The organism is Micromonospora saelicesensis (assembly GCF_900091575.1).
GTDB lineage: Bacteria > Actinomycetota > Actinomycetes > Mycobacteriales > Micromonosporaceae > Micromonospora > Micromonospora saelicesensis.
This window is the reverse complement of record NZ_FMCR01000004.1, coordinates 93397-119214: the sequence shown is the minus strand read 5'-3', so window position 1 is coordinate 119214 and position 25818 is coordinate 93397. Positions and strand designations below refer to the sequence as shown.

Below are 25818 nucleotides of genomic sequence, written 5' to 3'. Positions count from 1 at the left end.
AATGTCGCCGCTGTCGCACCGCGCTGACCGTGCGCGCCCGAGGGCGGCGACAGCCGCATTTTCCCAGCTCCAAGCCCCAGGAAGTGACATGCCTCCGAAGAAGAAGCTCGTCAAGACGTTCACGCTTCAGCTGCCGGCGGGCCAGGCCACGCCGGCGCCGCCGGTCGGCCCCGCGCTCGGCCAGCACGGCGTGAACATCATGGAGTTCTGCAAGTCCTACAACGCGCAGACCGAGTCTCAGCGGGGCGACATCGTCCCCGCCGAGATCAGCGTGTTCGAGGACCGGTCCTTCACGTTCGTGCTGAAGACCCCGCCCGCTGCCCGGCTGCTGATCAAGGCTGCCGGTGTGCAGAAGGGTTCGGGTGTTCCGCAGTCCGAGAAGGTCGGCTCGGTCAGCCGCGCCCAGCTGCGTGAGATCGCCGAGAAGAAGATGGCCGACCTCAACGCCAACGACATCGCCCAGGCCGAGAAGATCATCGCCGGCACCGCCCGGTCGATGGGCATCACCGTCAACGACTGACGTCGGCCCCGGCCTTCGACCCGACCGTGGGAGGGCTCGCGCCGAGCGGCCCGCCAGAGACCACAGGAGTAATCAGCAATGCAGCGCAGCAAGAGCTACCGCAAGGCCGCCGATGTCATCGACCGGTCGAAGCTCTACACCCCCACCGAGGCCGTGAAGCTGGCCAAGGAGACCACCAACGTCAAGTTCGACGCCACGGTCGAGGTCGCCATGCGCCTCGGCGTCGACCCCCGCAAGGCGGACCAGATGGTCCGCGGCACGGTCAACCTGCCGCACGGCACCGGTAAGACCGCCCGCGTGATCGTGTTCGCCAGCGGCGCGAAGGCCGAAGAGGCCGCCGCCGCGGGTGCGGACGAGGTGGGCACCGATGAGCTGGTCGCCCGCATCCAGGGTGGTTGGCTCGACTTCGACGCGGCGATCGCCACGCCGGACCAGATGGCCAAGATCGGCCGGATCGCGCGGATCCTGGGCCCGCGCGGTCTCATGCCGAACCCGAAGACCGGCACGGTGACCATGGACGTCACCAAGGCGGTGCAGGACATCAAGGGCGGCAAGATCACCTTCCGGGTGGACAAGCACTCCAACCTGCACCTGATCATCGGCAAGGCCTCCTTCACGGAGACCCAGCTGGTGGACAACTACGCTGCGGTGCTCGACGAGGTGCTGCGTGCCAAGCCGTCCGCGGCCAAGGGCAAGTACCTCCGCAAGGTCATCCTGACCACCACGATGGGCCCGGGCGTCCCGGTCGACCCGAACCTGGTGAAGAACCTTCGGGAGGACCAGGCCGACGCCTGAGTCGACAGATCGCTCCGCCGGGGCGCCGCCACGACCGTGGCGGCGCCCCGGCGCGTTCCAGGTGTGGCAGGCTCGACGCCATGCGGCTGGAGAACGTCTGGTTGCGGTACCACCGGCGGGGGCCGTGGGTGCTGCAGGGCATCGACGTGCGGATCGGTCCCGGCGAGGTGGCGATCGTGCTGGGCCGCAACGGGGTGGGCAAGTCGACACTGCTCCAGGTGGCCGCAGGGGTCCTCCGCCCGGGCCGGGGCCGGGTCACCGACCGGCCGACGCGGGTGGGCTGGGTGCCGGAGCGGTTTCCTGCGGACCAACCGTTCACGGTGACCCGCTATCTGACCGGGATGGCCCGGGTGGCGGGGCTGGGCAGGGCTGCGGCCGACGAGGCGGTGACCTCCTGGACGGACCGGCTCGGGCTGGCCGCCTTCCGCTCGGTCCGGTTGCCGGAGCTGTCCAAGGGCACCGCGCAGAAGGTCGGCCTCGCCCAGGCGCTGCTGCGCCCACCGGGCCTGCTGGTGCTCGACGAGCCGTGGGAGGGGCTGGACGCCGCCACCCGTGAGTTGGTGCCCGAGCTGATCGCCGAGGTGCTCGCCGCCGACGGGTCCGTCCTGGTCAGCGACCACCGCGGCGAGACGGTCCGGCTCCCGGCCGCGCGCCGCTGGTTGGTGGCCGACGGCTCGCTCTGCGAGGAGACGTCGTCGACGGACGAGACGATCGCGGTGGTCGAGGTCGCCGTGCCGGCCGCGCGGGTCGCCGGCACCGTCGCCCGGTTGCGCGCCGAGGGCCACCAGGTGCTGCGGGTACGCCCCGACGCCTCCACCGCCGCATCCCAGGCCCTACCCGTCGAGCCGCCCCGGTCGGCCGGTGCCGCCCGACCCGCCGAGCCGCCGCTCGGGATGGCCGGGGAGCTGACAGCGGGGCAGCCGGAGGCCGCTGAAGACGCGGTCGAGTCGGCAGCGGGGGAGACCCGGTGAGCGCCCTGGTCCGGATGCGGTTGGCCGGTTTCCTGCGAACCGGCCGGGCGTTGGCGCCGTTGCTCGCCGGCCTGATCACGCTCGGCACCCTCTACGGCGGTGGCCGCGCCCAGCCCGCGGAGGCGTACGGGGTCTCCGCAGTGGTGCTCTTCCCGGTGCTCGCCTGGCAGACCAAGATCCTGTTGGACGTCGAGCCGGACGTGCAACGTCGGCTGGCGCAGGTGACGGTCGGGGTGGCGCGGGAGCGGTCGGCCGGGCTGCTCGCCGCCGCGGTGGCGGCGCTGGTGACGGTGGCCGTCGCGCTGCTCTTTCCGTGGCTGGTCGGCGGGGTGTCCGGCCCGGTCGACCCGGGGGACCGGTCGATTCCGGTCGGGCTCGCGCTGGGATTGTGGGCGCACCTGCTGGTCGTACCCGCTGCGGTTGCTCTTGGGGCGCTGGCCAGCCGGGCGTCGGTGGGCGGCGCGGGGTACGGCGTCGCGGTGCTGGCCCTCGGCGGGGTCGGCGCGGTGGTGTTCGGCCTGACCGGCTCGGTGGCCCCCTGGCTGGCACCGCCGATCATGGCGGCCGCTCGCACCACCGCCGGCGACGCAGCCGCGCTGACCCTGCTGGGGCTGAGCGGGTGGGCGCTGGCCTGGAGCGCCGCGGTCGTCGGCGGCTACCTGTGGCGCCGGCGGGCCCAGGGCTGACCGGCACCGGTGCGGGTGACGCGGCTCACCGGGCGCGATTTGGCGCTGCTGGTCGGGGCGCGTACTCTTCAACCGTCATCCGTGTTCTCATGGATGAGGAACCACCCAGAGACCGCTGGTCACCGTGTTTCGGCACGGTCGAAGGTCCCGCGACAACGGGCGACCCGCGTAGGGCGGCAAGCGTAACTCGGCAGTGAGCGTGGTCCGCCGACCATGACGATCCGCCGGCCCTCGCCCCGTGCGCCCTGCGCCGGGGCTTTTTCGTTGTCGCGCTGCCTCCGCCCCCGTTCCGGCTTCGGCCGAGACGGGGACCAGCCTCGAGTAACGAGAGAGGAGGGACATGGCGGACAAGCCGATCCGGGCCGACAAGGCCACGGCCGTCGCTGAGCTGACCGAGAGCTTCCGCAGCTCGGGCGCCACCGTGCTGACCGAGTACCGCGGTCTGACGGTTTCCCAGCTCACCCAGCTTCGGCGCTCGCTCGGCGCCGATACCAGCTACACGGTCGCGAAGAACACGCTGGCCAAGCGTGCTGCGACGGACGCGGGCATCACCGGCCTCGACGAGCTGTTCACCGGTCCTACCGCGCTGACTTTCGTTTCGGGCGACGTCGTCGAGGCGGCGAAGGGGCTTCGCGACTTCGCGAAGGCCAACCCGAAGCTCGTCATCAAGGGCGGTGTCTTCGAGGGCAGGGCCATCACCGCGGCCGAGGTCACGAAGCTCGCCGACCTGGAGTCCCGCGAGGTGCTGCTGGCCAAGCTGGCCGGCGCGATGAAGGGCAACCTGAGCAAGGCCGCGGCCCTGTTCCAGGCCCCGCTGTCGAAGACCGCCCGTCTGGCGGCTGCACTGCAGGACAAGCGCGAGAAGGAGGGCGCCGAGGCGGCCTGAGGCCCCCACGGCGCACCAGTTCTTACTTAACAGAATCAGGAAAGGACGCCAGATATGGCGAAGCTCAGCACCGACGAGCTGCTCGACGCGTTCAAGGAGATGACGCTGATCGAGCTCTCTGAGTTCGTGAAGCAGTTCGAGACGACCTTCGAGGTCACCGCTGCCGCTCCGGTCGCGATCGCCCAGGGTGGCGGCGGCGGCGGCGCTGCGGCCGAGGCCGAGCCGGAGCAGGACGAGTTCGACGTCATCCTCGAGGCTGACGGCGGCAAGAAGATCCAGGTCATCAAGGTCGTGCGTGAGCTGACCGGCCTGGGCCTCAAGGAGGCCAAGGACGCGGTCGAGTCCGCGCCGAAGGCCATCCTGGAGAAGGTCAACAAGGAGACCGCCGACAAGGCGAAGGCCAAGCTCGAGGGCGAGGGCGCCAAGGTCACCCTCAAGTGACCTGACGTTCCACCAACGCGTACCCGGCTCGTGAGCTGGGACACCATCGCGTCACGGCGGGCGGTGATCCGACACGGATCACCGCCCGCCGTGTTGGTGGATCTGGCTGCGACCGGTCCTGAGCTGGGCTCCAACCATGGGTACCCTTGACCCGAACGAGCGTGGCGGGTCGCCCTCCAGTGGGAAACAAGGGACAACCCGGATACCGGCCCTTGACGCGGCCCGGGGCTGCCAGGCACGCTGACACCAGCAAGACACCGCGCTTGCGACGGCCACGACGTGGGTATGACAGCGGCGGCACCATCAGCCGCTGTAACCCGAGCGGCCCAGTGGGGAGTTGCGTTCTGAGCGGCCCGGCAGACCCCGGTTGACGGGGGCCGAGGCGCGCTCCGCAAACAACCTGCGGGGTGGGCTGGACAGCGGTTAGCCTCTCGGCTACACTGCTAGTTTGCGCTGCCTTCCGACTTGACCCCTGCTCGGAAATGTCCGTTTACGGATATTTCTGGTGGGGTCATTGGAGTGCACGCGTACCAGCCGTTCTGCAGCACCGGTCCTCGGAAGGACGCATCTTGGCAGCTTCCCGCCCTGCGAAGACCAGTCGTACGTCGAGCGCATTCGCTCCCCGCCGAGTTTCATTCGGCAGGATCACCGAACACCTCGAGGTCCCCAACCTCCTTGCCATTCAGAACGAGTCCTTCGACTGGCTCGTCGGCAACGAGGCTTGGCAGGGCCGGTCGGCGGACGACCCGCACGCACGATCGGGTCTCGCGGAGATCCTTGAAGAGATCAGTCCCATTGAGGACTTCTCCGGCACCATGTCGCTCTCCTTCTCAGCGCCGCGCTTCGACGAGGTCAAGGCCTCGATCGAGGAGTGCAAGGAGAAGGACCTGACCTACTGCGCTCCGCTCTTCGTGACCGCGGAGTTCACCAACAACACCACTGGCGAGATCAAGAGCCAGACGGTGTTCATGGGTGACTTCCCGATGATGACGCCCAAGGGCACCTTCGTCATCAACGGCACCGAGCGCGTCGTGGTCAGCCAGCTCGTCCGGTCTCCGGGCGTGTACTTCGACAAGCAGCCGGACAAGACCTCCGACCGCGACCTCTCCAGCGTCAAGGTCATCCCGAGTCGGGGTGCCTGGCTGGAGTTCGACATCGATAAGCGCGACACGGTCGGTGTACGTATCGACCGCAAGCGTCGGCAGGCCGTCACCGTCCTGCTCAAGGCCATCGGATGGTCGGCCGAGCGGATCCGTGAGAAGTTCGGCTGGTCCGAGCTGATGATGACCACGCTCGAGAAGGACCACATCGCCGGCGCCGACGAGGCTCTGCTCGATATCTACCGCAAGCTGCGCCCTGGCGAGCCGCCGACGCGCGAGAACGCCCAGACCCTGCTCGACAACCTCTTCTTCAACCCGAAGAGGTACGACGTCGCCAAGGTCGGGCGCTACAAGTTCAACAAGAAGCTCGAAGTTGGCGTGCCGATCACCACCGGCACGCTGACCGAGGACGACATCGTCGCCACCGTGGAGTACCTGTGCCGGCTGCACGCCGGTGAGGACGGCTACGAGGCCGACGACATCGACCACTTCGGCAACCGGCGCCTCCGTACCGTGGGCGAGCTGATCCAGAACCAGGTTCGGGTCGGCCTGTCCCGGATGGAGCGGGTCGTCCGCGAGCGGATGACCACGCAGGACGTCGAGGCGATCACCCCGCAGACCCTGATCAACATCCGCCCGGTGGTGGCGGCGATCAAGGAGTTCTTCGGGACGTCCCAGCTGTCCCAGTTCATGGACCAGACCAACCCGCTGGCGGGCCTGACCCACCGGCGTCGGCTGAGCGCGCTCGGCCCGGGTGGTCTGTCCCGGGAGCGGGCCGGCTTCGAGGTCCGCGACGTGCACCCGTCCCACTACGGCCGGATGTGCCCGATCGAGACGCCGGAAGGCCCGAACATCGGCCTGATCGGCGCGCTGTCCACCTTCGCCCGGGTCAACCCGTTCGGCTTCATCGAGACGCCGTACCGGAAGGTCGTCGAGGGTCGGGTCACCGACCAGATCGACTACCTGACCGCGGACGAGGAGGACCGGTTCGTCAAGGCCCAGGCCAACGCGCGCCTGAAGGCTGACGGCACGTTCGCCGAGGACCGGGTGCTCTGCCGTCGTAAGGGCGGCGAGACCGAGGACGTCGTCCCCGGTGCCGTCGACTACATGGACGTCTCGCCCCGGCAGATGACCTCGGTCGCGACCGCCATGATCCCGTTCCTCGAGCACGACGACGCCAACCGGGCACTGATGGGCGCGAACATGCAGCGCCAGGCGGTGCCGCTGGTCAAGGCCGAGGCGCCGCTCGTGGGTACGGGCATGGAGTACCGGGCCGCGGTCGACGCTGGCGACGTGGTGGTCGCCGAGGTCGGCGGTGTGATCGAGGATCTCTGCGCCGACTACGTCACCATCCACCAGGATGACGGCCACCGCCGGACGTACCTGCTGCACAAGTTCCGCCGCTCCAACGCCGGCTCCTGCGTCAACCAGAAGCCGGTCGTCTTCGAGGGCGACCGCGTCGAGGCCGGTCAGGTCATCGCCGACGGTCCGTGCACCGACGAGGGCGAGATGGCACTCGGACGCAACCTGCTGGTGGCGTTCATGTGCTGGGAGGGCCACAACTACGAGGACGCGATCATCCTGTCGCAGCGCCTCGTGCAGCAGGACGTGCTCACCTCGATCCACATCGAGGAGCACGAGGTCGACGCCCGGGACACCAAGCTCGGTCCGGAGGAGATCACCCGCGACATCCCGAACGTCAGCGAGGAAATGCTCGCTGACCTCGACGAGCGCGGCATCATCCGGATCGGTGCCGAGGTCGTCCCCGGTGACATCCTGGTCGGCAAGGTCACGCCCAAGGGCGAGACCGAGCTGACCCCGGAGGAGCGCCTGCTCCGCGCGATCTTCGGTGAGAAGGCGCGTGAGGTTCGGGACACCTCGCTGAAGGTGCCGCACGGCGAGACCGGCACGGTCATCGGTGTGCGCACGTTCTCCCGCGAGGACGGCGACGAGTTGCCGCCGGGTGTCAACGAGCTGGTCCGGGTCTACGTCGCCCAGAAGCGCAAGATCCAGGACGGCGACAAGCTCGCCGGCCGGCACGGCAACAAGGGTGTCATCTCGAAGATCCTGCCGATCGAGGACATGCCGTTCCTTGAGGACGGCACCCCGGTCGACATCGTGCTCAACCCGCTCGGTGTGCCGAGCCGGATGAACATCGGCCAGGTGCTGGAGACCCACCTCGGTTGGGTCGCCAAGACCGGTTGGAAGGTCGAGGGCGACGACGCCGACTGGAAGCGCCAGCTCCGCTCGATCGACGCGCACGAGTCCGAGGGCGACACCAACGTGGCCACCCCGGTCTTCGACGGTGCCCGCGAGGAGGAGATCTCCGGTCTGCTCGAGTCGACCCTGCCCAACCGGGACGGCAAGCAGCTGATCGGTCGTACCGGCAAGGCGCAGCTGTTCGATGGTCGTTCCGGCGAGCCACTGCCGGACCCGATCGCTGTCGGCTACGTCTACATCCTGAAGCTCAACCACCTGGTCGACGACAAGATCCACGCTCGTTCGACCGGTCCGTACTCGATGATCACGCAGCAGCCGCTGGGTGGTAAGGCGCAGTTCGGTGGTCAGCGTTTCGGTGAGATGGAGTGCTGGGCGATGCAGGCGTACGGCGCTGCCTACGCCCTGCAGGAGCTGCTCACGATCAAGTCCGACGACGTGCTCGGCCGAGTGAAGGTCTACGAGGCCATCGTCAAGGGCGAGAACATCCCGGAGCCGGGCATCCCGGAGTCGTTCAAGGTGCTGCTCAAGGAGCTGCAGTCGCTGTGCCTCAACGTTGAGGTGCTCTCCAGCGACGGTGTGGCCCTGGAAATGCGCGAGACCGACGACGAGGTGTTCCGGGCCGCTGAGGAGCTGGGCATCGACCTGTCCCGGCGCGAGCCGAGCTCGGTCGAAGAGGTCTGAGGTGAGCGGTCGGGGGCCGGCTCGCCGGCCCCCGACCCCACCCGAGAATTAGCAGTACAGACGACGACATAGGGGACATAGTGCTCGACGTCAACTTCTTCGACGAGCTGCGCATTGGTCTCGCCACCGCCGACGACATCCGTCAGTGGTCGCATGGCGAGGTCAAGAAGCCTGAGACGATCAACTACCGCACCCTGAAGCCGGAAAAGGACGGGCTCTTCTGCGAGAAGATCTTCGGTCCGCAGCGGGACTGGGAGTGCTACTGCGGTAAGTACAAGCGCGTCCGGTTCAAGGGCATCATCTGTGAGCGCTGCGGCGTCGAGGTGACTCGCTCCAAGGTCCGTCGTGAGCGGATGGGGCACATCGAGCTCGCCGCTCCGGTGACCCACATCTGGTACTTCAAGGGCGTTCCGAGCCGGCTGGGCTACCTGCTGGACCTCGCCCCCAAGGACCTCGAAAAGATCATCTACTTCGCCTCGTACGTCGTGACGAGCGTTGACGCCGAGTCGCGTCACCGTGACCTCTCGACGATCGAGAACGAGATCCTGGCCGAGAAGCGGCAGTCCGAGAACAGCCGCGACTCGGAGATCGAGAAGCGGGCCGCCAAGCTCGAGGCCGACCTGGCCGAGCTGGAGGCCGAGGGTGCCAAGGCGGACGTCCGGCGCAAGGTCAAGGAGGGCGGAGAGCGCGAGATGCGCCAGATCCGCGACCGGGCCCAGCGCGAGATCGACCGCCTGGACGAGGTGCTGGACACCTTCCGCAAGCTGGAGCCGAAGCAGCTGGTCACCGACGAGCTGCTCTACCGCGAGCTGCGCGACCGGTTCGGTGAGTACTTCACCGGTTCCATGGGCGCCGAGGCGATCAAGGCGCTGGTCCAGAACATGGACCTCGACGCCGAGGCCGAGAGCCTGCGGGAGACCATCCGGTCCGGCAAGGGCCAGCGGAAGATCCGGGCGCTCAAGCGACTCAAGGTCGTCGCGGCGTTCCTGAACACCCGCAACTCGCCGCTCGGCATGGTGCTGGACTGCGTTCCGGTCATCCCGCCGGACCTGCGCCCGATGGTGCAGCTCGACGGTGGCCGCTTCGCGACCTCCGACCTGAACGACCTGTACCGCCGCGTGATCAACCGGAACAACCGCCTCAAGCGGCTGATCGACCTCGGCGCGCCCGAGATCATCGTCAACAACGAGAAGCGGATGCTCCAGGAGGCCGTCGACGCGCTGTTCGACAACGGCCGTCGCGGCCGGCCGGTCACCGGCCCGGGTAACCGCCCGCTCAAGTCGCTGTCCGACATGCTCAAGGGCAAGCAGGGCCGGTTCCGCCAGAACCTGCTGGGCAAGCGCGTCGACTACTCCGGCCGTTCGGTCATCGTGGTCGGCCCGAAGCTCAAGCTGCACCAGTGCGGTCTGCCCAAGCAGATGGCGCTGGAGCTGTTCAAGCCCTTCGTGATGAAGCGGCTGGTCGACCTCAACCACGCACAGAACATCAAGTCCGCCAAGCGGATGGTCGAGCGTCAGCGCCCGGTCGTGTGGGACGTGCTGGAAGAGGTCATCGGCGAGCACCCGGTGCTGCTCAACCGGGCGCCGACCCTGCACCGCCTGGGCATCCAGGCCTTCGAGCCGCAGCTGGTCGAGGGCAAGGCGATCCAGATCCACCCGCTGGTCTGCACCGCGTTCAACGCCGACTTCGATGGTGACCAGATGGCGGTGCACGTGCCGCTGTCCGCCGAGGCTCAGGCCGAGGCGCGGATCCTGATGCTGTCGTCGAACAACATCCTCAAGCCGGCCGACGGTAAGCCGGTCACCATGCCTACCCAGGACATGGTCATCGGTCTGTACCACCTCACCCACCTCACCGCCGGTGAGAAGGGCGAGGGCCGGGCGTTCAGCTCGGACGCCGAGGCGCGGATGGCCTTCGACAACGGCGAGCTGCACCTGCAGGCGCCGGTGAAGATCCGCCTGCGTGGCGTGGTCGGTGTCGACAACGGCAACGGCTCCGAGGCGTGGAGCGCCCCGGAGGGCTGGGTCGAGGGTGACCCGCTGACCGTGGAGACCACGCTGGGTCGGGTGCTGTTCAACGAGACGCTGCCGCAGGGCTACCGCTTCGTGAACTACGAGATCCGCAAGGGTCAGCTCTCCGCGATCGTCAACGACCTCGCCGAGCGCTTCCCCAAGGTGGCGCTGGCCGCCACCCTGGACGGGCTCAAGGAGGCCGGTTTCCACTGGGCCACCTGGTCCGGCGTGACGATCGGCATGGAGGACGTCATCGCTCCGCCCCGCAAGGCGGAGATCCTGGCGAAGTACGAGAAGGACGCCGACCAGATCGACAAGCAGTACCAGCGTGGTCTGATGACCGCCGAGGAGCGTCGCGGCGAGCTCATCGAGATCTGGACCAAGGCGACCAACGAGGTCGCCAAGGAGATGGACACCGCGCTGCCGCAGGAGAACCCGCTGTGGAAGATGATCAACTCGGGTGCTCGCGGTAACCTGCTCCAGCTCCGGCAGATCGCGGCGATCCGTGGTCTGGTGGCCAACCCCAAGGGCGAGATCATCCCGCGGCCGATCAAGGCCAGCTACCGGGAGGGTCTGTCCGTGCTGGAGTACTTCATCTCCACGCACGGTGCCCGTAAGGGTCTCGCCGACACCGCGCTGCGTACCGCCGACTCGGGTTACCTGACCCGTCGTCTGGTGGACGTCTCGCAGGACGTCATCATCCGCGAAGAGGACTGCGGCACCGACCGGGCGATCCCGATGCAGATTGGCGAGAAGCTGGACGGCAAGCTCGTCGTCCACACCCACGCCGAGACCAGCGTGCACGCCCGGACCCTCGCCGACGACATCAAGGGGCCGGACGGCACCGTGGTCGCCGAGCGCGGTCAGGACATCAACTCCATCGGGGTCGACAAGATCGTCGCCGCTGGTGTGGAGACGGTCCGGGTGCGCAGCGTGCTCACCTGCGAGTCGAAGCTGGGCGTCTGCGCGGCCTGCTACGGCCGGTCGCTGCCGACCGGTAAGTCGGTCGACATCGGCGAGGCGGTCGGCATCATCGCCGCCCAGTCCATCGGTGAGCCCGGTACGCAGCTGACGATGCGTACCTTCCACACCGGTGGTGTCGCGGGTGAGGACATCACCCAGGGTCTGCCGCGTGTTCAGGAAATCTTCGAGGCTCGGGTCCCGAAGGGTAAGGCGCCCATCGCCGACACCCCCGGTCGGATCCGGATCGAGGATGGCGAGCGCTCGCGCAAGATCATCGTGGTGCCGGACGACGGCAGCGAAGAGATCGTCTACGACAAGATCTCCAAGCGGGTCAAGCTCCGTACCCACGACGGCGGTCACGTCGCGGTCGGCGAGAAGCTGACCGAGGGCACCATCGACCCGCACGAGCTGCTGCGGATCATGGGTCCGCGGGCGGTCCAGGTCCACCTGACCAGTGAGGTCCAGGAGGTCTACCGCTCGCAGGGTGTGCTCATCCACGACAAGCACATCGAGATCATCATCCGCCAGATGCTCAAGCGGGTGACGGTCATCGACTCCGGCTCGACCGAGTTCCTGCCGGGTGTGCTCGTCGACCGGGCGCTGTTCGAGTCGGAGAACCGCCGACTCGTCTCGGAGGGCGGCGAGCCCGCCGCTGGTCGTCCGGTGCTGATGGGTATCACCAAGGCCTCGCTGGCCACCGACTCCTGGCTCTCGGCGGCCTCCTTCCAGGAGACCACCCGGGTGCTGACCGACGCTGCGATCAACTCGCGCAGCGACTCGCTGGTCGGCCTCAAGGAGAACGTGATCATCGGAAAGCTCATCCCGGCCGGTACCGGCATCAGCAAGTACCGCAACGTCCGGGTCGAGCCGACCGAGGAGGCCAAGGCCAAGGTCTACTCGATGACCGGTTACCCGGAGACCGACTACGGGTTCGGGCCGGCCAGCGGGCAGGCCGTGCCGCTGGACGACTTCGACTTCGGGTCGTACCGCTAAGCACCAGTCACACGACGAGGCCCCCGGTGAAAGCCGGGGGCCTCGTCGTGTCCGTGCCCACCCACCCCCGGGCCGGGTTCGGCATGATGGGGGGATGACGACCGCACCCGGGCAGGTGTCCGTCGCCCAGCAGGGCCTGCGCCACCCGCTGGACCCGGACCCGGCCCGCGCCACGAAGGCGCGGGCGGTCTTCGCGCTGGGCCTGCTCGGCATGCTGACCGGGCTGTTCATCGGTGGCGTGGTGCCGGCCACGGTGGCCCTGCAACTGGCCCGGCAGGCGCGCCGCGAGGCGTACGCCTCGGGGGGTTTCCTGACCGGCGGCGTCTGGCTGCGACGGGGGGAGTGGATGGCCTGGACCGGCCTGGTGCTGGTCGCGGTCAGCGTGGTGGCCGCGGTGGTCATCGGGGTGGTCAGGTTGGCCGGCGCCCCGTTCGGCCACGACTACCCGGCGAACATGGACTGAGCCACCGGTGGCCGCGCCCGGCGCGGGCGGCGGTGCTCGCGGCGGTAGCCTGGCCGGTGTCCACCGTGTGACGGTGGCGGCCTTTCGACAGGAGGACCTCGTGACGGAACCGGCGCGGCCCCCTGCGGACGAACCGGCCGGCCCGCCGGACCCGTCGGCTTCGCCATCCGAGCCGAGCGACTGGGCGCGACCCGGTCCGAGCGGCGAGCCGCACCCACCGGTGTCCACCCCGGGCCCGCCGTCCCCTGCGGCGCCGCCCCCCGGTTCGGGTCCGAACGGCTGGGGCGCGACCGAGGCGCCCGGCTCCGACCAGCCGTACCCGGTCTCCAGCGCGTCGACCTCGACACAGCAGGGCTGGGGCCCGCCCACCTCCGGGCCGGGTGTGCCGCCCGGCTGGGGCCCGCCGGCGGCTGGACCGGGAGTGCCGTACGGCTGGGGGCCGCCCTCGTCTGGGCCGGCTGTGCCACCGGGGTGGGGTCCGTCCCCATCTGGGCCGGGTGTGCCGCCCGGGTGGGGTCCGCCCTCGTCTGGGCCCGCTGCGCCGCACGGCTGGGGCCCGCCACCGTCCGGGCCCGGGGTGCCGCCCGGCTGGGGTCCGCCGCCGCCGGGGCACGGCCCCGGGTGGGGTGGCACGCCGGGGCGTTCGGTACCGCCGCCCACCGACGACCAACGCCGGCCGCCGAAGCGGGTGGAGGCGGTTTCGGGTACGCCGTTCGGCGTCGTGCACCTGGACGTGGCGCCGGTCACCTCCGGGCTGGCCATCGGGGCGTTGGTGGCGGGGATCGCGTCACTTCTGGTCTCACTGCTGGTGATCTGCTTCGGAGTGGCCTTCAAGAACGACGGCGGGGCCTGGGCCTCCGGGGCGTTCGCCGCGCTGGGTGTGCTGGCCGGCGGGGCTGCGGTCGTCATCGGGCTGCTCGCCCGGAGGCAGATCCGGCGGCCGACCGCGCCCTCCGCGGTCCAGTTCACCGGTCGAGGGCTGGCGATGGCCGGGATCAGCTGCGGCGCGGCGGGGGCACTGCTCAGCCTGCTGGGCCTGGGTCTTGCCCTGCTTCTCGCCCTGACGTGAGGTCTGCACCGACAGATCCGGCACCTGACGGGGGTTTTCCGCGGAAGGCTTCCGGTCACCCCGGGGGCGATGGGTGCTTCTGCGGGGAAGCCGGTACACTTGTATTCGTAGGTGCCCATCGCGGGCGACAGGGCAGGACGAGATCCGGCCGGCGGGTGTGAGACAGCCGCCGGGCCATTCCGTTTTGACCTGGGCGGTTGTGGTAGGTACTCTTTCCCCTTGTGCCCGGGCATGCCCGGGCAACTCGTGCGTGCGCTGTTTCCGGCTTACGGGCGGCGGCACGACAAGCCAAAGATCCGGGGCGGGGCGACCCGCGCGCCGGTGACAAAACCCGGTACGAACGCGAGAGCGTCGCAACGGGGCCGTGACGAGGGCGACACGCCCGACCGCGGGTGCCGGGGTCTCCGCAAGGCGACCCTGGTTGGAATGTAGGAGAGCCGGTCATCAGGCCGGCTAACGAGCAGACGGCGCGGCCGCGGATGCGGCCGAAGGGAGCGGAGAAACCCGGTGCCCACGATCCAGCAGCTGGTCCGAAAGGGCCGCCAGGCGAAGACGACCAAGACCAAGACCCCGGCGCTGAAGGGTTCCCCTCAGCGGCGCGGCGTGTGCACCCGCGTGTACACCACCACCCCGAAGAAGCCGAACTCGGCGCTGCGCAAGGTCGCTCGCGTGAAGCTCAGCAGCCAGATCGAGGTGACCGCCTACATCCCCGGCGTCGGTCACAACCTGCAGGAGCACTCGATCGTGCTCGTTCGCGGTGGCCGGGTGAAGGACCTCCCCGGCGTGCGGTACAAGATCGTTCGCGGCTCGCTGGACACCCAGGGTGTCCGCAACCGCAAGCAGGCGCGCAGCCGTTACGGCGCGAAGAAGGAGAAGAGCTGACATGCCGCGTAAGGGACCCGCTCCGCGGCGGCCACTGGTCGCTGACCCGGTGTACAACTCGCCGCTGGTCACCCAGCTGGTGAACAAGATCCTGCTCCGCGGCAAGCGTCAGCTCGCCGAGTCCATCGTGTACGCGGCCCTCGAGGGCTGCCGCGAGAAGTCCGGCACCGACCCGGTCGTCACCCTCAAGCGGGCGATGGACAACGTCAAGCCGACCCTCGAGGTGCGCAGCCGTCGTGTCGGTGGCGCCACCTACCAGGTTCCGGTCGAGGTCCGCCCGACCCGGGCGACCACCCTGGGCCTGCGCTGGCTGGTCACGTACTCCCGCGCCCGGCGCGAGAAGACCATGGTCGAGCGGCTGATGAACGAGCTGCTGGACGCGAGCAACGGCCTCGGTGCCGCCGTCAAGCGGCGCGAGGACACGCACAAGATGGCCGAGTCGAACAAGGCCTTCGCGCACTACCGCTGGTAACACCCTGGTTCCGGCGCCTCCGGGCGCCGGAACCGCCACCAGTTGAGTCGAGACGACGATAAGTAGGGATTGAAGTGGCCGCCGCAGACGCGCTCGCCAAGGTACGCAACATCGGCATCATGGCGCACATCGATGCCGGTAAGACCACGACCACCGAGCGAATCCTGTTCTACACCGGCATCACGTACAAGATCGGTGAGGTCCACGAGGGCGCTGCCGTCATGGACTGGATGGAGCAGGAGCAGGAGCGTGGTATCACCATCACCTCCGCTGCTACCAAGTGTGAGTGGAAAGACCACACGATCCAGATCATCGACACGCCTGGCCACGTCGACTTCACGGTCGAGGTCGAGCGGTCGCTGCGGGTCCTGGATGGTGCGGTAGCGGTTTACGACGGTGTCGCCGGCGTCGAACCGCAGACGGAGAACGTCTGGCGGCAGGCCGACAAGTACAACGTCCCGCGTATGTGCTTCGTCAACAAGCTCGACCGGACCGGCGCCGACTTCTTCCGCTGCGTGCAGATGATGATCGACCGGCTGAACGCCACCCCGCTGGTGCTCCAGATCCCGATCGGGCTCGAGGGTGACCACATCGGTGTCGTCGACCTGATCGGCATGCGCGCGCTCACCTGGCGTGGGGAGACCCAGAAGGGTGAGGACTACGCGGTTGAGGAGATCCCGGCCGAGCTGGCCGACTCCGCTGCCGAGTGGCGCGAGAAGCTGATGGAGACCCTGGCCGACGTCGACGACGCGGTGATGGAGAAGTACCTGGAGGGCGAGGAGATCTCCGCCGAGGCGATCAAGGCCGCCATCCGGCGTGCCACCATCGCCGGCAACGCCAACCCGGTGCTCTGCGGCTCGGCGTTCAAGAACAAGGGCGTCCAGCCCATGCTCGACGCCGTGGTCGACTTCCTGCCGTCGCCGCTGGACGTTCCGGCGATCGAGGGTACGGCCACCGACGGCGAGACCCCGCTGCTGCGTAAGCCGTCCAACTCGGAGCCCTTCTCCGGCCTGGCCTTCAAGATCCAGACGGACAAGCACCTGGGCAAGCTCACCTACGTGCGGGTCTACTCCGGCACGCTCGATTCCGGTTCCCAGGTGGTCAACTCCACCAAGGACCGCAAGGAGCGGATCGGCAAGATCTACCAGATGCACGCCAACAAGCGGGAAGAGCGTCCGTCGGCGCAGGCCGGCGACATCATCGCCGTGCAGGGTCTCAAGCAGACCACCACCGGCGACACTCTCTCCGACCCGGCGAACCCGGTGATCCTGGAGTCGATGACCTTCCCGGAGCCGGTCATCTCGGTGGCGATCGAGCCGAAGACCAAGTCCGACCAGGAGAAGCTGGGCACGGCCATCCAGCGCCTGGCCGAGGAGGACCCGACCTTCCGCGTCCAGCTGGACGAGGAGACCGGTCAGACGGTCATCTCCGGCATGGGTGAGCTGCACCTGGACATCCTGGTCGACCGGATGCGTCGCGAGTTCAACGTCGAGGCGAACGTCGGCAAGCCGCAGGTGGCGTACCGCGAGACCATCCGCCGCAAGGTGGACAAGGTCGAGTACACCCACAAGAAGCAGACCGGTGGTTCCGGCCAGTACGCCCGCGTGATCGTGAGCGTCGAGCCGCTTCCGCTGGACAACGACTCGCCGACCTACGAGTTCGCCAACGCCGTCAGCGGCGGCCGCATCCCCCGGGAGTTCATCCCCTCGGTGGACGCTGGTGCGCAGGACGCGCTGCAGTACGGCATCCTGGCGGGCTTCCCGCTGGTCGGCGTGAAGCTGACCCTGCTGGACGGCCAGTACCACGAGGTCGACTCGTCGGAAATGGCATTCAAGATCGCCGGCTCGATGGTGATGAAGGACGCGGCCCGCAAGGCCGATCCGGCACTGCTCGAGCCGATGATGGCCGTTGAAGTCACCACTCCTGAGGAGAACATGGGTGACGTCATCGGTGACCTCAACTCCCGCCGCGGCATCATCCAGGCGATGGAGGAGCGCAGCGGCGCCCGCATCGTCCGGGCCCTGGTGCCGTTGTCGGAGATGTTCGGCTACGTCGGCGACCTGCGGTCGAAGACCCAGGGCCGGGCTAGCTACAGCATGCAGTTCGACTCCTACGCCGAGGTTCCGCAGAGCGTCGCGAAGGAGATCATCGCCAAGGCAACGGGCGAGTAACGCTCTGAGCAGGTGATTCGTGGTTGGTCGCGGGAGGGTTCACCCGCCCGCGGCCACCACGATCGGATCGCGTGAGACCGGGCCTGTAGGCTTCATCGCCGCAGAACCCACAAAGGCTCTCCGGCCGTCAGGCCGGAAAGGCTGTCGACAGAGTCCTAAGCGCCGACCGGCGCGCCGGGCGTACGAACCAAGAAGTCCACAGGAGGACACCAGTGGCGAAGGCTAAGTTCGAGCGGACTAAGCCGCACGTCAACATCGGCACCATTGGTCACATCGACCACGGTAAGACGACGCTGACGGCGGCCATCACCAAGGTCCTGCACGACCAGTACCCGGACCTGAACCCCTACACGCCGTTCGACGAGATCGACAAGGCGCCGGAGGAGAAGGCCCGCGGCATCACGATCTCGATCGCGCACGTCGAGTACCAGACCGAGTCGCGGCACTACGCGCACGTCGACTGCCCTGGGCACGCCGACTACATCAAGAACATGATCACCGGTGCCGCGCAGATGGACGGCGCGATCCTGGTGGTCGCGGCGACCGACGGCCCGATGCCGCAGACCCGCGAGCACGTGCTGCTGGCCCGTCAGGTCGGTGTGCCGTACATCGTCGTGGCGCTCAACAAGAGCGACATGGTCGATGACGAGGAGCTCCTGGAGCTCGTCGAGCTCGAGGTCCGTGAGCTGCTCTCCTCGCAGGAGTACCCGGGTGACGACCTGCCGGTCGTTCGGGTTTCGGCGCTGAAGGCCCTCGAGGGTGACCCCGAGTGGACCGGCAAGCTGCTGGACCTGATGACCGCTGTCGACACCTCGATCCCGCAGCCGGAGCGCGAGGTTGACAAGCCGTTCCTGATGCCGGTTGAGGACGTGTTCACGATCACCGGTCGTGGCACCGTCGTCACCGGTCGCGTGGAGCGCGGCGTTCTCCTGCCGAACGAGGATGTTGAGCTCGTCGGTATCAAGGAGAAGAGCTTCAAGACCAAGGTCACCGCGATCGAGATGTTCCGGAAGACCCTGGACGACGCCCGCGCAGGCGAGAACGTCGGCCTGCTGCTGCGTGGTACCAAGCGCGACGAGGTCGAGCGCGGCATGGTCGTCGTGAAGCCGGGCTCGAACACCCCGCACACGGAGTTCGAGGCGACGGTCTACATCCTCTCCAAGGAGGAGGGTGGCCGTCACACCCCGTTCTTCCAGAACTACCGGCCGCAGTTCTACTTCCGGACCACGGACGTCACCGGTGTCGTCACCCTCCCCGAGGGCACCGAGATGGTCATGCCGGGTGACAACACGTCCATGTCGGTGAAGCTGATCCAGCCCATCGCCATGGAGGAGAACCTCAAGTTCGCGATCCGCGAGGGTGGCCGCACCGTCGGCGCCGGGTTCGTCACCAAGATTAACAAGTGAACTAGGTAACCCCGATTAGACCCGCCGCCGGTCGTGCGGCATACTAGTCAGGTTGCGTAACGACAGTTCGTCGCCTGTGTTCGGCTTCCGCTGAACCTCCGGGTGGCGAGGCAGTCGAGCGTAGGGTGGTTGGCGGCCCAGTCGCCAACCACCCTCGCACGGCGTTTAGGTCGCGGTAATGCGATCGGCGCCTTGACCCCCCGTGCGGTCAGCACCACTCCGGTACCTAGGGGCGGAGCTCGGCCCGAGGGCGCGACACGCCCGACCGCGGGGGTCGGCGAAGTGGGCCTGTGCCAGCCGGTACAGGCGCCCGCAACACAGCGGCATCGAGAGAAGGAACAGAAGCCACCATGGCGGGACAGAAGATCCGCATCCGGCTCAAGGCCTATGACCACGAGGTCGTCGACTCCTCGGCTCGGAAGATCGTCGAGACGGTGACGCGCACCGGGGCGCAGGTCGCGGGCCCGGTGCCGCTGCCCACGGAGATCAACCGTTTCTGCGTTATCCGCTCGCCGCACAAGTACAAGGACTCGCGCGAGCACTTCGAGATGCGCACGCACAAGCGGCTGATCGACATCATCGACCCGACCCCGAAGACGGTCGACTCGCTCATGCGCCTCGACCTGCCGGCTGGCGTCGACATCGAGATCAAGCTGTAGGGACCGGACAAATGGACAGGCAAGTCAAGGGGATCCTGGGCGCCAAGCTCGGCATGACCCAGGTCTGGGAGAACAACCGTGTTGTTCCCGTGACCGTGGTCGAGGCCGGCCCGTGCGTCATCAGCCAGGTTCGTAGCGCCGAGAAGGACGGTTACTCCGCGGTCCAGCTCGCGTACGGCACCATCGACCCGCGCAAGGTCAAGAAGCCGATCAGCGGGCACTACGCCAAGGCGGACGTGGCGCCGCGCCGGCACATCGTCGAGCTGCGCACCACGGACGCTGGGGAATACTCGCTCGGCCAGGAAGTCACGGTCGAGGAGTTCCCGGCCGGCGTCACCATCGACGTCACCGGCAAGACCAAGGGCAAGGGCTACGCCGGCCCGATGAAACGGCACGGCTTCCACGGCCTGGGCGCCGGGCACGGCGTCGAGCGCAAGCACCGCTCGCCTGGCTCCATCGGCGCCTGCGCCACTCCGGGTCGTGTCTTCAAGGGCACCCGGATGGCCGGTCGTATGGGTGGCGTGCGGTACACCGTGCAGAACCTCACCGTCCAGGCGGTCGACACCGAGAACAACCTGCTGCTCGTCCGGGGTGCCATTCCTGGTCCCAAGGGCGCGCTCGTTCTGGTCCGTACCGCGGCCAAGAGCAAGGTGAAGAAGGGCGGTGCGGCCAAGTGACCACCGTTGACGTGCGCACCGTCGAAGGCACCACCAGCGGCTCCGTGGAGCTGCCGGAGGACATCTTCGACGTGCAGGCCAACGTCGCGCTGATGCACCAGGTCGTGGTGGCCCAGCTCGCGGCGGCCCGACAGGGCACGCACAAGGCCAAGACCCGCGGCGAGGTCGCCGGTGGCGGCAAGAAGCCGTACAAGCAGAAGGGCACCGGTCGCGCCCGGCAGGGCTCGATCCGCGCGCCGCAGTTCGCCGGCGGTGGCGTCGTGCACGGTCCCGTGCCGCGCGACTACAGCCAGCGGACCCCGAAGAAGATGAAGGCCGCCGCTCTGCGGGGTGCCCTCTCCGACCGGGCCCGCGCCGGGCAGGTGCACGTCGTCGAGGCGTTCGTCTCGGGCGAGAAGCCGTCGACCAAGGCGGCCCTGGCCACGCTGACCAAGCTCACCGAGGCCCGTCGGGTCCTGGTCGTGCTGAGCAGCACCGACGAACTGAACTGGGTGTCGCTGCGCAACGAGCCGCGGGTGCACCTGATCGAGTCCGGCCAGCTGAACACGTACGACGTGCTCGTGGCCGACGACGTGGTCTTCACCAAGGACGCCCTGGACGAGTTCCTGGGCGTGCCCGCCGAGACCACCGAGGAGGGTGGCAAGTGAGCACGATCGCCGACCCGCGCGACATCATCGTGGCGCCGGTCGTCTCGGAGAAGAGCTACAGCGAGCTGAACCGGAACTGGTACACCTTCCTGGTGCACCCGGACGCGAACAAGACCGAGATCAAGATCGCTATCCAGCAGATCTTCAACGTCCGCGTCCTGACGGTCAACACGCTCAACCGCCAGGGTAAGCGCAAGCGCACCAAGACCGGCTTCGGTCAGCGCAAGGCGACCAAGCGGGCGATCGTGAAGCTGGCTGACGGTGACCGCATCGAGGCCTTCGGCGGCCCGGTCAGCTGAGGGGTGTAGACAATGGCTATCCGTAAGTACAAGCCGACGACGCCGGGCCGACGTGGCTCGAGTGTCGCTGACTTCGCCGAGATCACCCGGTCCACGCCGGAAAAGTCGCTGCTGGCTCCGTTGCCGAAGAAGGGCGGGCGTAACGCCCACGGCCGGATCACCACGCGGCACCACGGTGGCGGTCACAAGCGTCAGTACCGTCTGATCGACTTCAAGCGGGTCGACAAGGACGGCGTGCCGGCGAAGGTCGCTCACATCGAGTACGACCCGAACCGCACGGCGCGCATCGCGCTGCTGCACTACGCCGACGGCGAGAAGCGGTACATCATCGCGCCGAAGGACATGAAGCAGGGCGACCGCGTCGAGTCCGGCCCGGGCGCCGACATCAAGCCGGGTAACAACCTGCCGCTGCGCAACATCCCGGTCGGTACCACGATTCACAACGTGGAGCTGCGTCCGGGTGGCGGGGCCAAGCTGGCCCGTTCCGCCGGCGTCGGCATCCAGCTGCTCGGCCGCGAGGGCGCGTACGCGACCCTTCGTATGCCGTCCGGCGAGATCCGGCGGGTGGACGTGCGCTGCCGCGCCAGCGTCGGCGAGATCGGCAACGCCGACCAGTCGAACATCAACTGGGGTAAGGCCGGCCGTATGCGGTGGAAGGGCAAGCGCCCGACCGTCCGTGGTGTCGCCATGAACCCGGTCGACCACCCGCACGGTGGTGGTGAGGGTAAGACCTCCGGTGGTCGCCACCCGGTCAACCCGCAGGGTAAGCCCGAGGGCCGCACCCGCCGTAAGGGCCAGCCGAGTGACCGGCTGATCGTCCGCCGCCGCTACGCCACGCGTAAGCGCGGCTGAGGGAGATAAGACATGCCTCGCAGCCTGAAGAAGGGCCCGTTCGTAGACGACCACCTGCTCAAGAAGGTGGAAGTTCAGAACGACAAGGGCTCCAAGAACGTGATCAAGACCTGGTCGCGGCGCTCGACGATCATCCCCGAGATGCTGGGGCACACGATCGCCGTGCATGACGGACGCAAGCACGTCCCGGTGTTCGTGACCGAGGCGATGGTCGGGCACAAGCTCGGCGAGTTCGCGCTGACCCGCACGTTCAAGGGTCACGAGAAGGACGACCGGAAGAGCCGTCGGCGCTGACGCCGCGGGCATACGGATAGAGGGAACAAGGGGTTACAGCGATGCCAGGAAAGGGCGACGCTCCGGTGCTTCCGGGCGCGCGGGCGGTTGCGCGGCACGTGCGCATCTCGCCGATGAAGGCGCGCCGGGTGGTCAACCTCGTCCGCGGCCTGCCCGCGAAGGAGGCGCTCACGGTGCTGCAGTTCGCGCCGCAGGCTGCGAGCGAGCAGGTGTACAAGGTGCTCGCTAGCGCGATCGCCAACGCGGAGAACAACGAGCGGCTGGACCCCGACGCGCTGCTCGTCAGCGAGGCCTTCGTGGACGAGGGCCCGACGATGAAGCGGTTCCAGCCGCGGGCGCAGGGTCGGGCGTACCGAATCCGCAAGCGCACCTGCCACATCACTGTGGCGGTCGAAGCGGTCGCGCCGGCAGCGCCGAGGAAGGCCGCGGCGAAGAAGGCCGCCCCGGCCACGGAGGCCGCACCGGCCGAAGCGCAGAGCAAGACGGAGGACGCCGAGTAATGGGTCAGAAGGTTCACCCCACTGGGTTCCGGCTCGGCATCTCGACCGACTGGAAGTCCCGCTGGTTCGCGGACAAGCTCTACAAGGACTACATCGGCGAGGATGTCAAGATCCGCCGCATGATGTCCAAGGGCCTCGAGCGTGCCGGGATTTCCAAGGTCGACATCGAGCGCACCCGCGACCGGGTCCGGGTCGACATCCACACCGCCCGGCCGGGCATTGTCATCGGCCGTAAGGGTGCGGAGGCCGACCGGATCCGCGGCGAGCTTGAGAAGCTCACCGGCAAGCAGGTTCAGCTGAACATCATCGAGGTGAAGAACCCCGAGTCGGACGCCCAGCTGGTCGCGCAGGGCGTGGCCGAGCAGCTGTCCAGCCGGGTCAGCTTCCGTCGGGCGATGCGCAAGGCCATGCAGTCGGCGATGAAGAACCCGGTCTGCAAGGGCATCCGGGTTCAGGTCTCGGGTCGCCTCGGCGGCGCCGAGATGAGCCGGACCGAGTTCTACCGTGAGGGCCGGGTTCCGCTGCACACGCTGCGGGCCAACATCGAGTACGGCTTCTTCGAGGCCCGTACCACGTTCGGTCGGATCGGTGTGAAGGTCTGGATCTACAAGGGCGACGCCGTCCCGGGCCGGGAAGCTCCGGCCGAGGCCGGTCCGTCCCGCCCGCGTCGTGGTGAGCGCGGCGACCGTCCCGAGCGTCCGCGCCGTGGCCGGTCGGGTTCGTCCGGCACCACGGCTGGTGGCACCGAGGCCGGTCGGGCTGCTGCGACCACCATCGCGCAGCAGGCCGAGACGCCGAGCGGCGAGCCGGTCGACAGCGCAGCTGTCGCCGCCACTGCTGCTCCGGCAGAAACGCAGCAGGAGGGCTGACAGATGCTGATGCCGCGCAAGCCCCCGAAGGGCTTCCGCAAGCCGCACCACCCGGACCGCAGTGGCGCGTCCAAGGGTGGTAACCGGGTGGTGTTCGGCGAGTTCGGGATCCAGGCTCTCGAGCCGGCGTACGTGACGAACCGGCAGATCGAGTCGGCACGTATCGCGATGACTCGCCACATCAAGCGTGGTGGCAAGGTCTGGATCACGATCTTCCCGGACCAGGCCCTCACCAAGAAGCCTGCCGAGACCCGGATGGGTTCCGGTAAGGGTTCGCCCGAGTGGTGGGTCGCCAACGTCAAGCCGGGGCGGGTTCTCTTCGAGATGTCCTTCCCCAACGAGCAGACCGCGCGAGAGGCCATGCGTCGCGCGATCCACAAGCTCCCGATGAAGTGCCGCATTGTTACGCGCGAAGTGGGTGAATCCTGATGGCAGCGGGCGTTAAGGCGACCGAGCTGCGTGAGCTCTCCGAAGAGGAGCTGGTCACGAAGCTGCGGGAGGCCAAGGCGGAGCTGTTCAACCTCCGCGTGCAGGCCGCAACCGGGCAGCTGGACAACAACCGGCGGTTGCAGGTCATCCGTCGGGAGATTGCCCGGATCTACACGATCATGCGTGAGCGTGAGCTGGGGCTCTCGGCCGCGCCGACTGAGGTGACTGCATCATGACCGAAGAGACCGCCACCGCCGCCGCGCGGTCGCGCCGCAAGGTCCGCGAGGGCCTGGTGATCAGCGACAAGATGGACAAGACCGTCGTGGTCGAGGTCGAGGACCGGGTTCGGCACGCGTTGTACGGCAAGATCATGCGCCGTACGGCCAAGCTGAAGGTGCACGACGAGCAGAACGCCGCTGGCACCGGTGACCGGGTTCTCATCATGGAGACCCGGCCGCTGAGCGCCACCAAGCGTTGGCGGATCGTGGAGATCCTGGAAAAGGCCAAGTAGCGAAGGCTCGAGCTCGCCCGGCGTTGCGTCGGGCGTAGGTTCCGCCAGGCTCCGGCCGCTACGGCGGCCGGAGAACCGGCAGACATAGGAGATAGACGTGATTCAGCAGGAGTCGCGACTGCGCGTCGCCGACAACACGGGTGCTCGGGAGATCCTGTGCATCCGGGTTCTCGGTGGCTCGGGTCGGCGCTACGCGAGCATCGGCGACGTCATCGTGGCCACGGTCAAGGACGCTATCCCGGGTGCCGGTGTGAAGAAGGGCGACGTCGTCAAGGCTGTCGTCGTTCGCACGGCCAAGGAGAGGCGGCGTCCGGACGGCTCGTACATCCGCTTCGACGAGAACGCCGCCGTCATCATCAAGGACGGCGGGGACCCGCGTGGAACCCGTATCTTCGGCCCGGTGGGCCGGGAGCTGCGGGACAAGCGGTTCATGAAGATTATTTCCCTCGCGCCGGAGGTGTTGTGACCGTGAAGGTCAAGAAGGGCGACACGGTCGTCGTCATCGCCGGCAAGGACAAGGGTGCCAAGGGCAAGGTCATTCAGGCCTACCCGCGGCAGGACAAGGTCCTGGTCGAGGGCGTGAACCGGGTCAAGAAGCACACCCGCATCAGCACCACCCAGCGTGGCGCCAAGACCGGCGGCATCGTCACTCAGGAGGCCCCGATCCACGTCTCGAACGTGCAGGTCCTGGACTCCGACGGCAAGCCGACCCGCGTCGGTTACCGGATCGACGACAACGGCCAGAAGGTCCGCATCGCGCGTAGCACCGGTAAGGACCTGTGATGACCACGGCTACCGAAAAGACCCTGCCGCGCCTCAAGGAGCGGTACCGCAACGAGATCGTGGCCCAGCTGCGTGAGCAGCGCAGCTACGGCAACCCCATGCAGGTGCCGCGGCTGGTCAAGATCGTCGTCAACATGGGTGTCGGCGAGGCTGCTCGCGACGCCAAGCTGATCGACGGCGCGGTCCGCGACCTCGCCACGATCACCGGCCAGAAGCCGCAGGTGCGGCGGGCGACCAAGTCCATCGCGCAGTTCAAGCTGCGCGAGGGCATGCCGATCGGCGCGAAGGTCACCCTTCGCGGCGACCGGATGTGGGAGTTCATGGACCGGCTGCTCTCCATCGCGCTTCCGCGTATCCGCGACTTCCGCGGCTTGGACGGGCGCAAGCTGGACGGGCACGGCAACTACACGTTCGGTCTGACCGAGCAGTCGGTGTTCCACGAGATCGACCAGGACCGGATCGATCGCCAGCGGGGCATGGACATCACGGTGGTCACGACCGCCACGACCGACGACGAGGGCCGGGCGCTGCTCAAGCTCCTGGGCTTCCCGTTCAAGGAGAACTGAG

The 25818-nt window shown here is 68.1% G+C and carries 28 protein-coding genes; all 28 read left to right on the top strand.

The annotated features are described in order from the left end of the window. Window positions 1–88 precede the first annotated feature (88 nt). The 28 genes from rplK to rplE all read left to right on the top strand — a co-directional run bounded on the left by rplK (window position 89) and on the right by rplE (window position 25817). Window positions 89–520, top strand: a complete 432-nt coding sequence (gene rplK / locus GA0070561_RS18675) for a 50S ribosomal protein L11 (protein WP_091402426.1) — start codon at window positions 89–91, stop codon at window positions 518–520. 78 nt (window positions 521–598) lie between these two features. After that, on the top strand, window positions 599–1315 hold the full coding sequence (gene rplA / locus GA0070561_RS18670; RefSeq protein ID WP_091402424.1) for a 50S ribosomal protein L1: 717 nt from the start codon (window positions 599–601) through the stop codon (window positions 1313–1315). An 80-nt stretch (window positions 1316–1395) separates the two neighbouring features. Beyond that, window positions 1396–2286 carry an ABC transporter ATP-binding protein gene (locus GA0070561_RS18665; RefSeq protein ID WP_091402421.1) on the top strand — a complete coding sequence of 297 codons (891 nt, stop codon included), beginning with the start codon at window positions 1396–1398 and terminating at the stop codon, window positions 2284–2286. After that, window positions 2283–2972, top strand: a complete 690-nt coding sequence (locus GA0070561_RS18660; RefSeq protein WP_091402419.1) for a hypothetical protein — start codon at window positions 2283–2285, stop codon at window positions 2970–2972. Before GA0070561_RS18665 ends, GA0070561_RS18660 begins: the two co-directional genes overlap by 4 nt. Before the next feature lie 340 nt (window positions 2973–3312). Further along, window positions 3313–3858 carry a 50S ribosomal protein L10 gene (gene rplJ / locus GA0070561_RS18655; protein WP_091402417.1) on the top strand — a complete coding sequence of 182 codons (546 nt, stop codon included), beginning with the start codon at window positions 3313–3315 and terminating at the stop codon, window positions 3856–3858. Window positions 3859–3912: 54 nt separating this feature from the next. Further along, window positions 3913–4299 carry a 50S ribosomal protein L7/L12 gene (gene rplL / locus GA0070561_RS18650; protein ID WP_091402415.1) on the top strand — a complete coding sequence of 129 codons (387 nt, stop codon included), beginning with the start codon at window positions 3913–3915 and terminating at the stop codon, window positions 4297–4299. Between the two features lie 569 nt (window positions 4300–4868). Beyond that, complete coding sequence (gene rpoB / locus GA0070561_RS18645; protein ID WP_091402413.1) at window positions 4869–8300, top strand: DNA-directed RNA polymerase subunit beta; 3432 nt, start codon at window positions 4869–4871, stop codon at window positions 8298–8300. An 80-nt stretch (window positions 8301–8380) separates the two neighbouring features. Further along, window positions 8381–12268, top strand: coding sequence for a DNA-directed RNA polymerase subunit beta' (locus GA0070561_RS18640; RefSeq protein ID WP_091402411.1), 3888 nt, complete (start codon window positions 8381–8383; stop codon window positions 12266–12268). A 94-nt stretch (window positions 12269–12362) separates the two neighbouring features. Next, entirely contained in the window at window positions 12363–12731 is a 369-nt protein-coding gene (locus GA0070561_RS18635) for a hypothetical protein (RefSeq protein WP_091402409.1), read from the top strand. A 688-nt stretch (window positions 12732–13419) separates the two neighbouring features. Then, window positions 13420–13800, top strand: a complete 381-nt coding sequence (locus tag GA0070561_RS18630) for a hypothetical protein (RefSeq protein ID WP_091402407.1) — start codon at window positions 13420–13422, stop codon at window positions 13798–13800. A 507-nt stretch (window positions 13801–14307) separates the two neighbouring features. Then, a complete protein-coding gene (gene rpsL, locus GA0070561_RS18625) occupies window positions 14308–14682 on the top strand; it encodes a 30S ribosomal protein S12 (protein ID WP_007465318.1) in 375 nt (124 codons plus the stop codon). A 1-nt stretch (window position 14683) separates the two neighbouring features. Then, window positions 14684–15154, top strand: a complete 471-nt coding sequence (gene rpsG / locus GA0070561_RS18620; protein ID WP_007465317.1) for a 30S ribosomal protein S7 — start codon at window positions 14684–14686, stop codon at window positions 15152–15154. 74 nt (window positions 15155–15228) lie between these two features. Continuing rightward, window positions 15229–17325 (top strand): elongation factor G, encoded by a 2097-nt coding sequence (fusA, locus tag GA0070561_RS18615; protein WP_091402405.1) that lies wholly within the window; start codon window positions 15229–15231, stop codon window positions 17323–17325. Between the two features lie 212 nt (window positions 17326–17537). Next, a complete protein-coding gene (gene tuf / locus GA0070561_RS18610; RefSeq protein WP_030489585.1) occupies window positions 17538–18731 on the top strand; it encodes an elongation factor Tu in 1194 nt (397 codons plus the stop codon). A 350-nt stretch (window positions 18732–19081) separates the two neighbouring features. Next, window positions 19082–19390: a 30S ribosomal protein S10 gene (rpsJ, locus tag GA0070561_RS18605; RefSeq protein ID WP_007073037.1), complete on the top strand. Its 309-nt coding sequence runs from the start codon at window positions 19082–19084 to the stop codon at window positions 19388–19390. Between the two features lie 11 nt (window positions 19391–19401). Continuing rightward, complete coding sequence (rplC, locus tag GA0070561_RS18600) at window positions 19402–20067, top strand: 50S ribosomal protein L3 (RefSeq protein ID WP_091402403.1); 666 nt, start codon at window positions 19402–19404, stop codon at window positions 20065–20067. Then, the gene (gene rplD / locus GA0070561_RS18595) at window positions 20064–20714 is read left to right on the top strand and encodes a 50S ribosomal protein L4 (RefSeq protein WP_030489587.1); all 651 of its coding nucleotides are present in this window, start codon (window positions 20064–20066) and stop codon (window positions 20712–20714) included. The genes rplC and rplD overlap by 4 nt, the downstream gene beginning before the upstream one ends. Then, the gene (rplW, locus tag GA0070561_RS18590; protein WP_007465304.1) at window positions 20711–21013 is read left to right on the top strand and encodes a 50S ribosomal protein L23; all 303 of its coding nucleotides are present in this window, start codon (window positions 20711–20713) and stop codon (window positions 21011–21013) included. The genes rplD and rplW overlap by 4 nt, the downstream gene beginning before the upstream one ends. A gap of 12 nt (window positions 21014–21025) precedes the next feature. Next, entirely contained in the window at window positions 21026–21865 is an 840-nt protein-coding gene (rplB, locus tag GA0070561_RS18585) for a 50S ribosomal protein L2 (protein ID WP_088950237.1), read from the top strand. A 12-nt stretch (window positions 21866–21877) separates the two neighbouring features. Beyond that, a complete protein-coding gene (gene rpsS / locus GA0070561_RS18580) occupies window positions 21878–22159 on the top strand; it encodes a 30S ribosomal protein S19 (protein ID WP_007465299.1) in 282 nt (93 codons plus the stop codon). A gap of 41 nt (window positions 22160–22200) precedes the next feature. Beyond that, complete coding sequence (gene rplV, locus GA0070561_RS18575; protein WP_007465297.1) at window positions 22201–22659, top strand: 50S ribosomal protein L22; 459 nt, start codon at window positions 22201–22203, stop codon at window positions 22657–22659. Then, the gene (gene rpsC / locus GA0070561_RS18570; protein ID WP_091402401.1) at window positions 22659–23528 is read left to right on the top strand and encodes a 30S ribosomal protein S3; all 870 of its coding nucleotides are present in this window, start codon (window positions 22659–22661) and stop codon (window positions 23526–23528) included. Before rplV ends, rpsC begins: the two co-directional genes overlap by 1 nt. A 3-nt stretch (window positions 23529–23531) precedes the next feature. Then, window positions 23532–23957 carry a 50S ribosomal protein L16 gene (gene rplP / locus GA0070561_RS18565; RefSeq protein WP_053653940.1) on the top strand — a complete coding sequence of 142 codons (426 nt, stop codon included), beginning with the start codon at window positions 23532–23534 and terminating at the stop codon, window positions 23955–23957. Beyond that, window positions 23957–24193 carry a 50S ribosomal protein L29 gene (rpmC, locus tag GA0070561_RS18560; protein ID WP_007465283.1) on the top strand — a complete coding sequence of 79 codons (237 nt, stop codon included), beginning with the start codon at window positions 23957–23959 and terminating at the stop codon, window positions 24191–24193. The genes rplP and rpmC overlap by 1 nt, the downstream gene beginning before the upstream one ends. Next, window positions 24190–24468, top strand: coding sequence for a 30S ribosomal protein S17 (gene rpsQ, locus GA0070561_RS18555; RefSeq protein ID WP_030489590.1), 279 nt, complete (start codon window positions 24190–24192; stop codon window positions 24466–24468). Before rpmC ends, rpsQ begins: the two co-directional genes overlap by 4 nt. A gap of 97 nt (window positions 24469–24565) precedes the next feature. Then, window positions 24566–24934 (top strand): 50S ribosomal protein L14, encoded by a 369-nt coding sequence (rplN, locus tag GA0070561_RS18550; RefSeq protein WP_007465279.1) that lies wholly within the window; start codon window positions 24566–24568, stop codon window positions 24932–24934. Then, a complete protein-coding gene (gene rplX, locus GA0070561_RS18545; protein ID WP_172899047.1) occupies window positions 24931–25251 on the top strand; it encodes a 50S ribosomal protein L24 in 321 nt (106 codons plus the stop codon). Before rplN ends, rplX begins: the two co-directional genes overlap by 4 nt. Then, window positions 25251–25817 carry a 50S ribosomal protein L5 gene (gene rplE / locus GA0070561_RS18540; protein ID WP_091402385.1) on the top strand — a complete coding sequence of 189 codons (567 nt, stop codon included), beginning with the start codon at window positions 25251–25253 and terminating at the stop codon, window positions 25815–25817. Before rplX ends, rplE begins: the two co-directional genes overlap by 1 nt. The last annotated feature ends 1 nt before the right edge of the window (window position 25818 follow it).

Coding starts and splice junctions, on each gene's coding strand:
- rplP (WP_053653940.1), top strand. CDS start 23,532: ATGCTGATGCCGCGCAAGCCCCCGAAGGGCTTCCGCAAGCCGCACCAC.
- rpsC (WP_091402401.1), top strand. CDS start 22,659: ATGGGTCAGAAGGTTCACCCCACTGGGTTCCGGCTCGGCATCTCGACC.
- rplJ (WP_091402417.1), top strand. CDS start 3,313: ATGGCGGACAAGCCGATCCGGGCCGACAAGGCCACGGCCGTCGCTGAG.
- rpmC (WP_007465283.1), top strand. CDS start 23,957: ATGGCAGCGGGCGTTAAGGCGACCGAGCTGCGTGAGCTCTCCGAAGAG.
- rplA (WP_091402424.1), top strand. CDS start 599: ATGCAGCGCAGCAAGAGCTACCGCAAGGCCGCCGATGTCATCGACCGG.
- rplK (WP_091402426.1), top strand. CDS start 89: ATGCCTCCGAAGAAGAAGCTCGTCAAGACGTTCACGCTTCAGCTGCCG.
- rplB (WP_088950237.1), top strand. CDS start 21,026: ATGGCTATCCGTAAGTACAAGCCGACGACGCCGGGCCGACGTGGCTCG.
- rpsG (WP_007465317.1), top strand. CDS start 14,684: ATGCCGCGTAAGGGACCCGCTCCGCGGCGGCCACTGGTCGCTGACCCG.
- rplL (WP_091402415.1), top strand. CDS start 3,913: ATGGCGAAGCTCAGCACCGACGAGCTGCTCGACGCGTTCAAGGAGATG.
- rplV (WP_007465297.1), top strand. CDS start 22,201: ATGCCAGGAAAGGGCGACGCTCCGGTGCTTCCGGGCGCGCGGGCGGTT.
- rpsS (WP_007465299.1), top strand. CDS start 21,878: ATGCCTCGCAGCCTGAAGAAGGGCCCGTTCGTAGACGACCACCTGCTC.
- rplC (WP_091402403.1), top strand. CDS start 19,402: ATGGACAGGCAAGTCAAGGGGATCCTGGGCGCCAAGCTCGGCATGACC.
- GA0070561_RS18635 (WP_091402409.1), top strand. CDS start 12,363: ATGACGACCGCACCCGGGCAGGTGTCCGTCGCCCAGCAGGGCCTGCGC.
- rpsJ (WP_007073037.1), top strand. CDS start 19,082: ATGGCGGGACAGAAGATCCGCATCCGGCTCAAGGCCTATGACCACGAG.
- GA0070561_RS18665 (WP_091402421.1), top strand. CDS start 1,396: ATGCGGCTGGAGAACGTCTGGTTGCGGTACCACCGGCGGGGGCCGTGG.
- rpsQ (WP_030489590.1), top strand. CDS start 24,190: ATGACCGAAGAGACCGCCACCGCCGCCGCGCGGTCGCGCCGCAAGGTC.
- rplE (WP_091402385.1), top strand. CDS start 25,251: ATGACCACGGCTACCGAAAAGACCCTGCCGCGCCTCAAGGAGCGGTAC.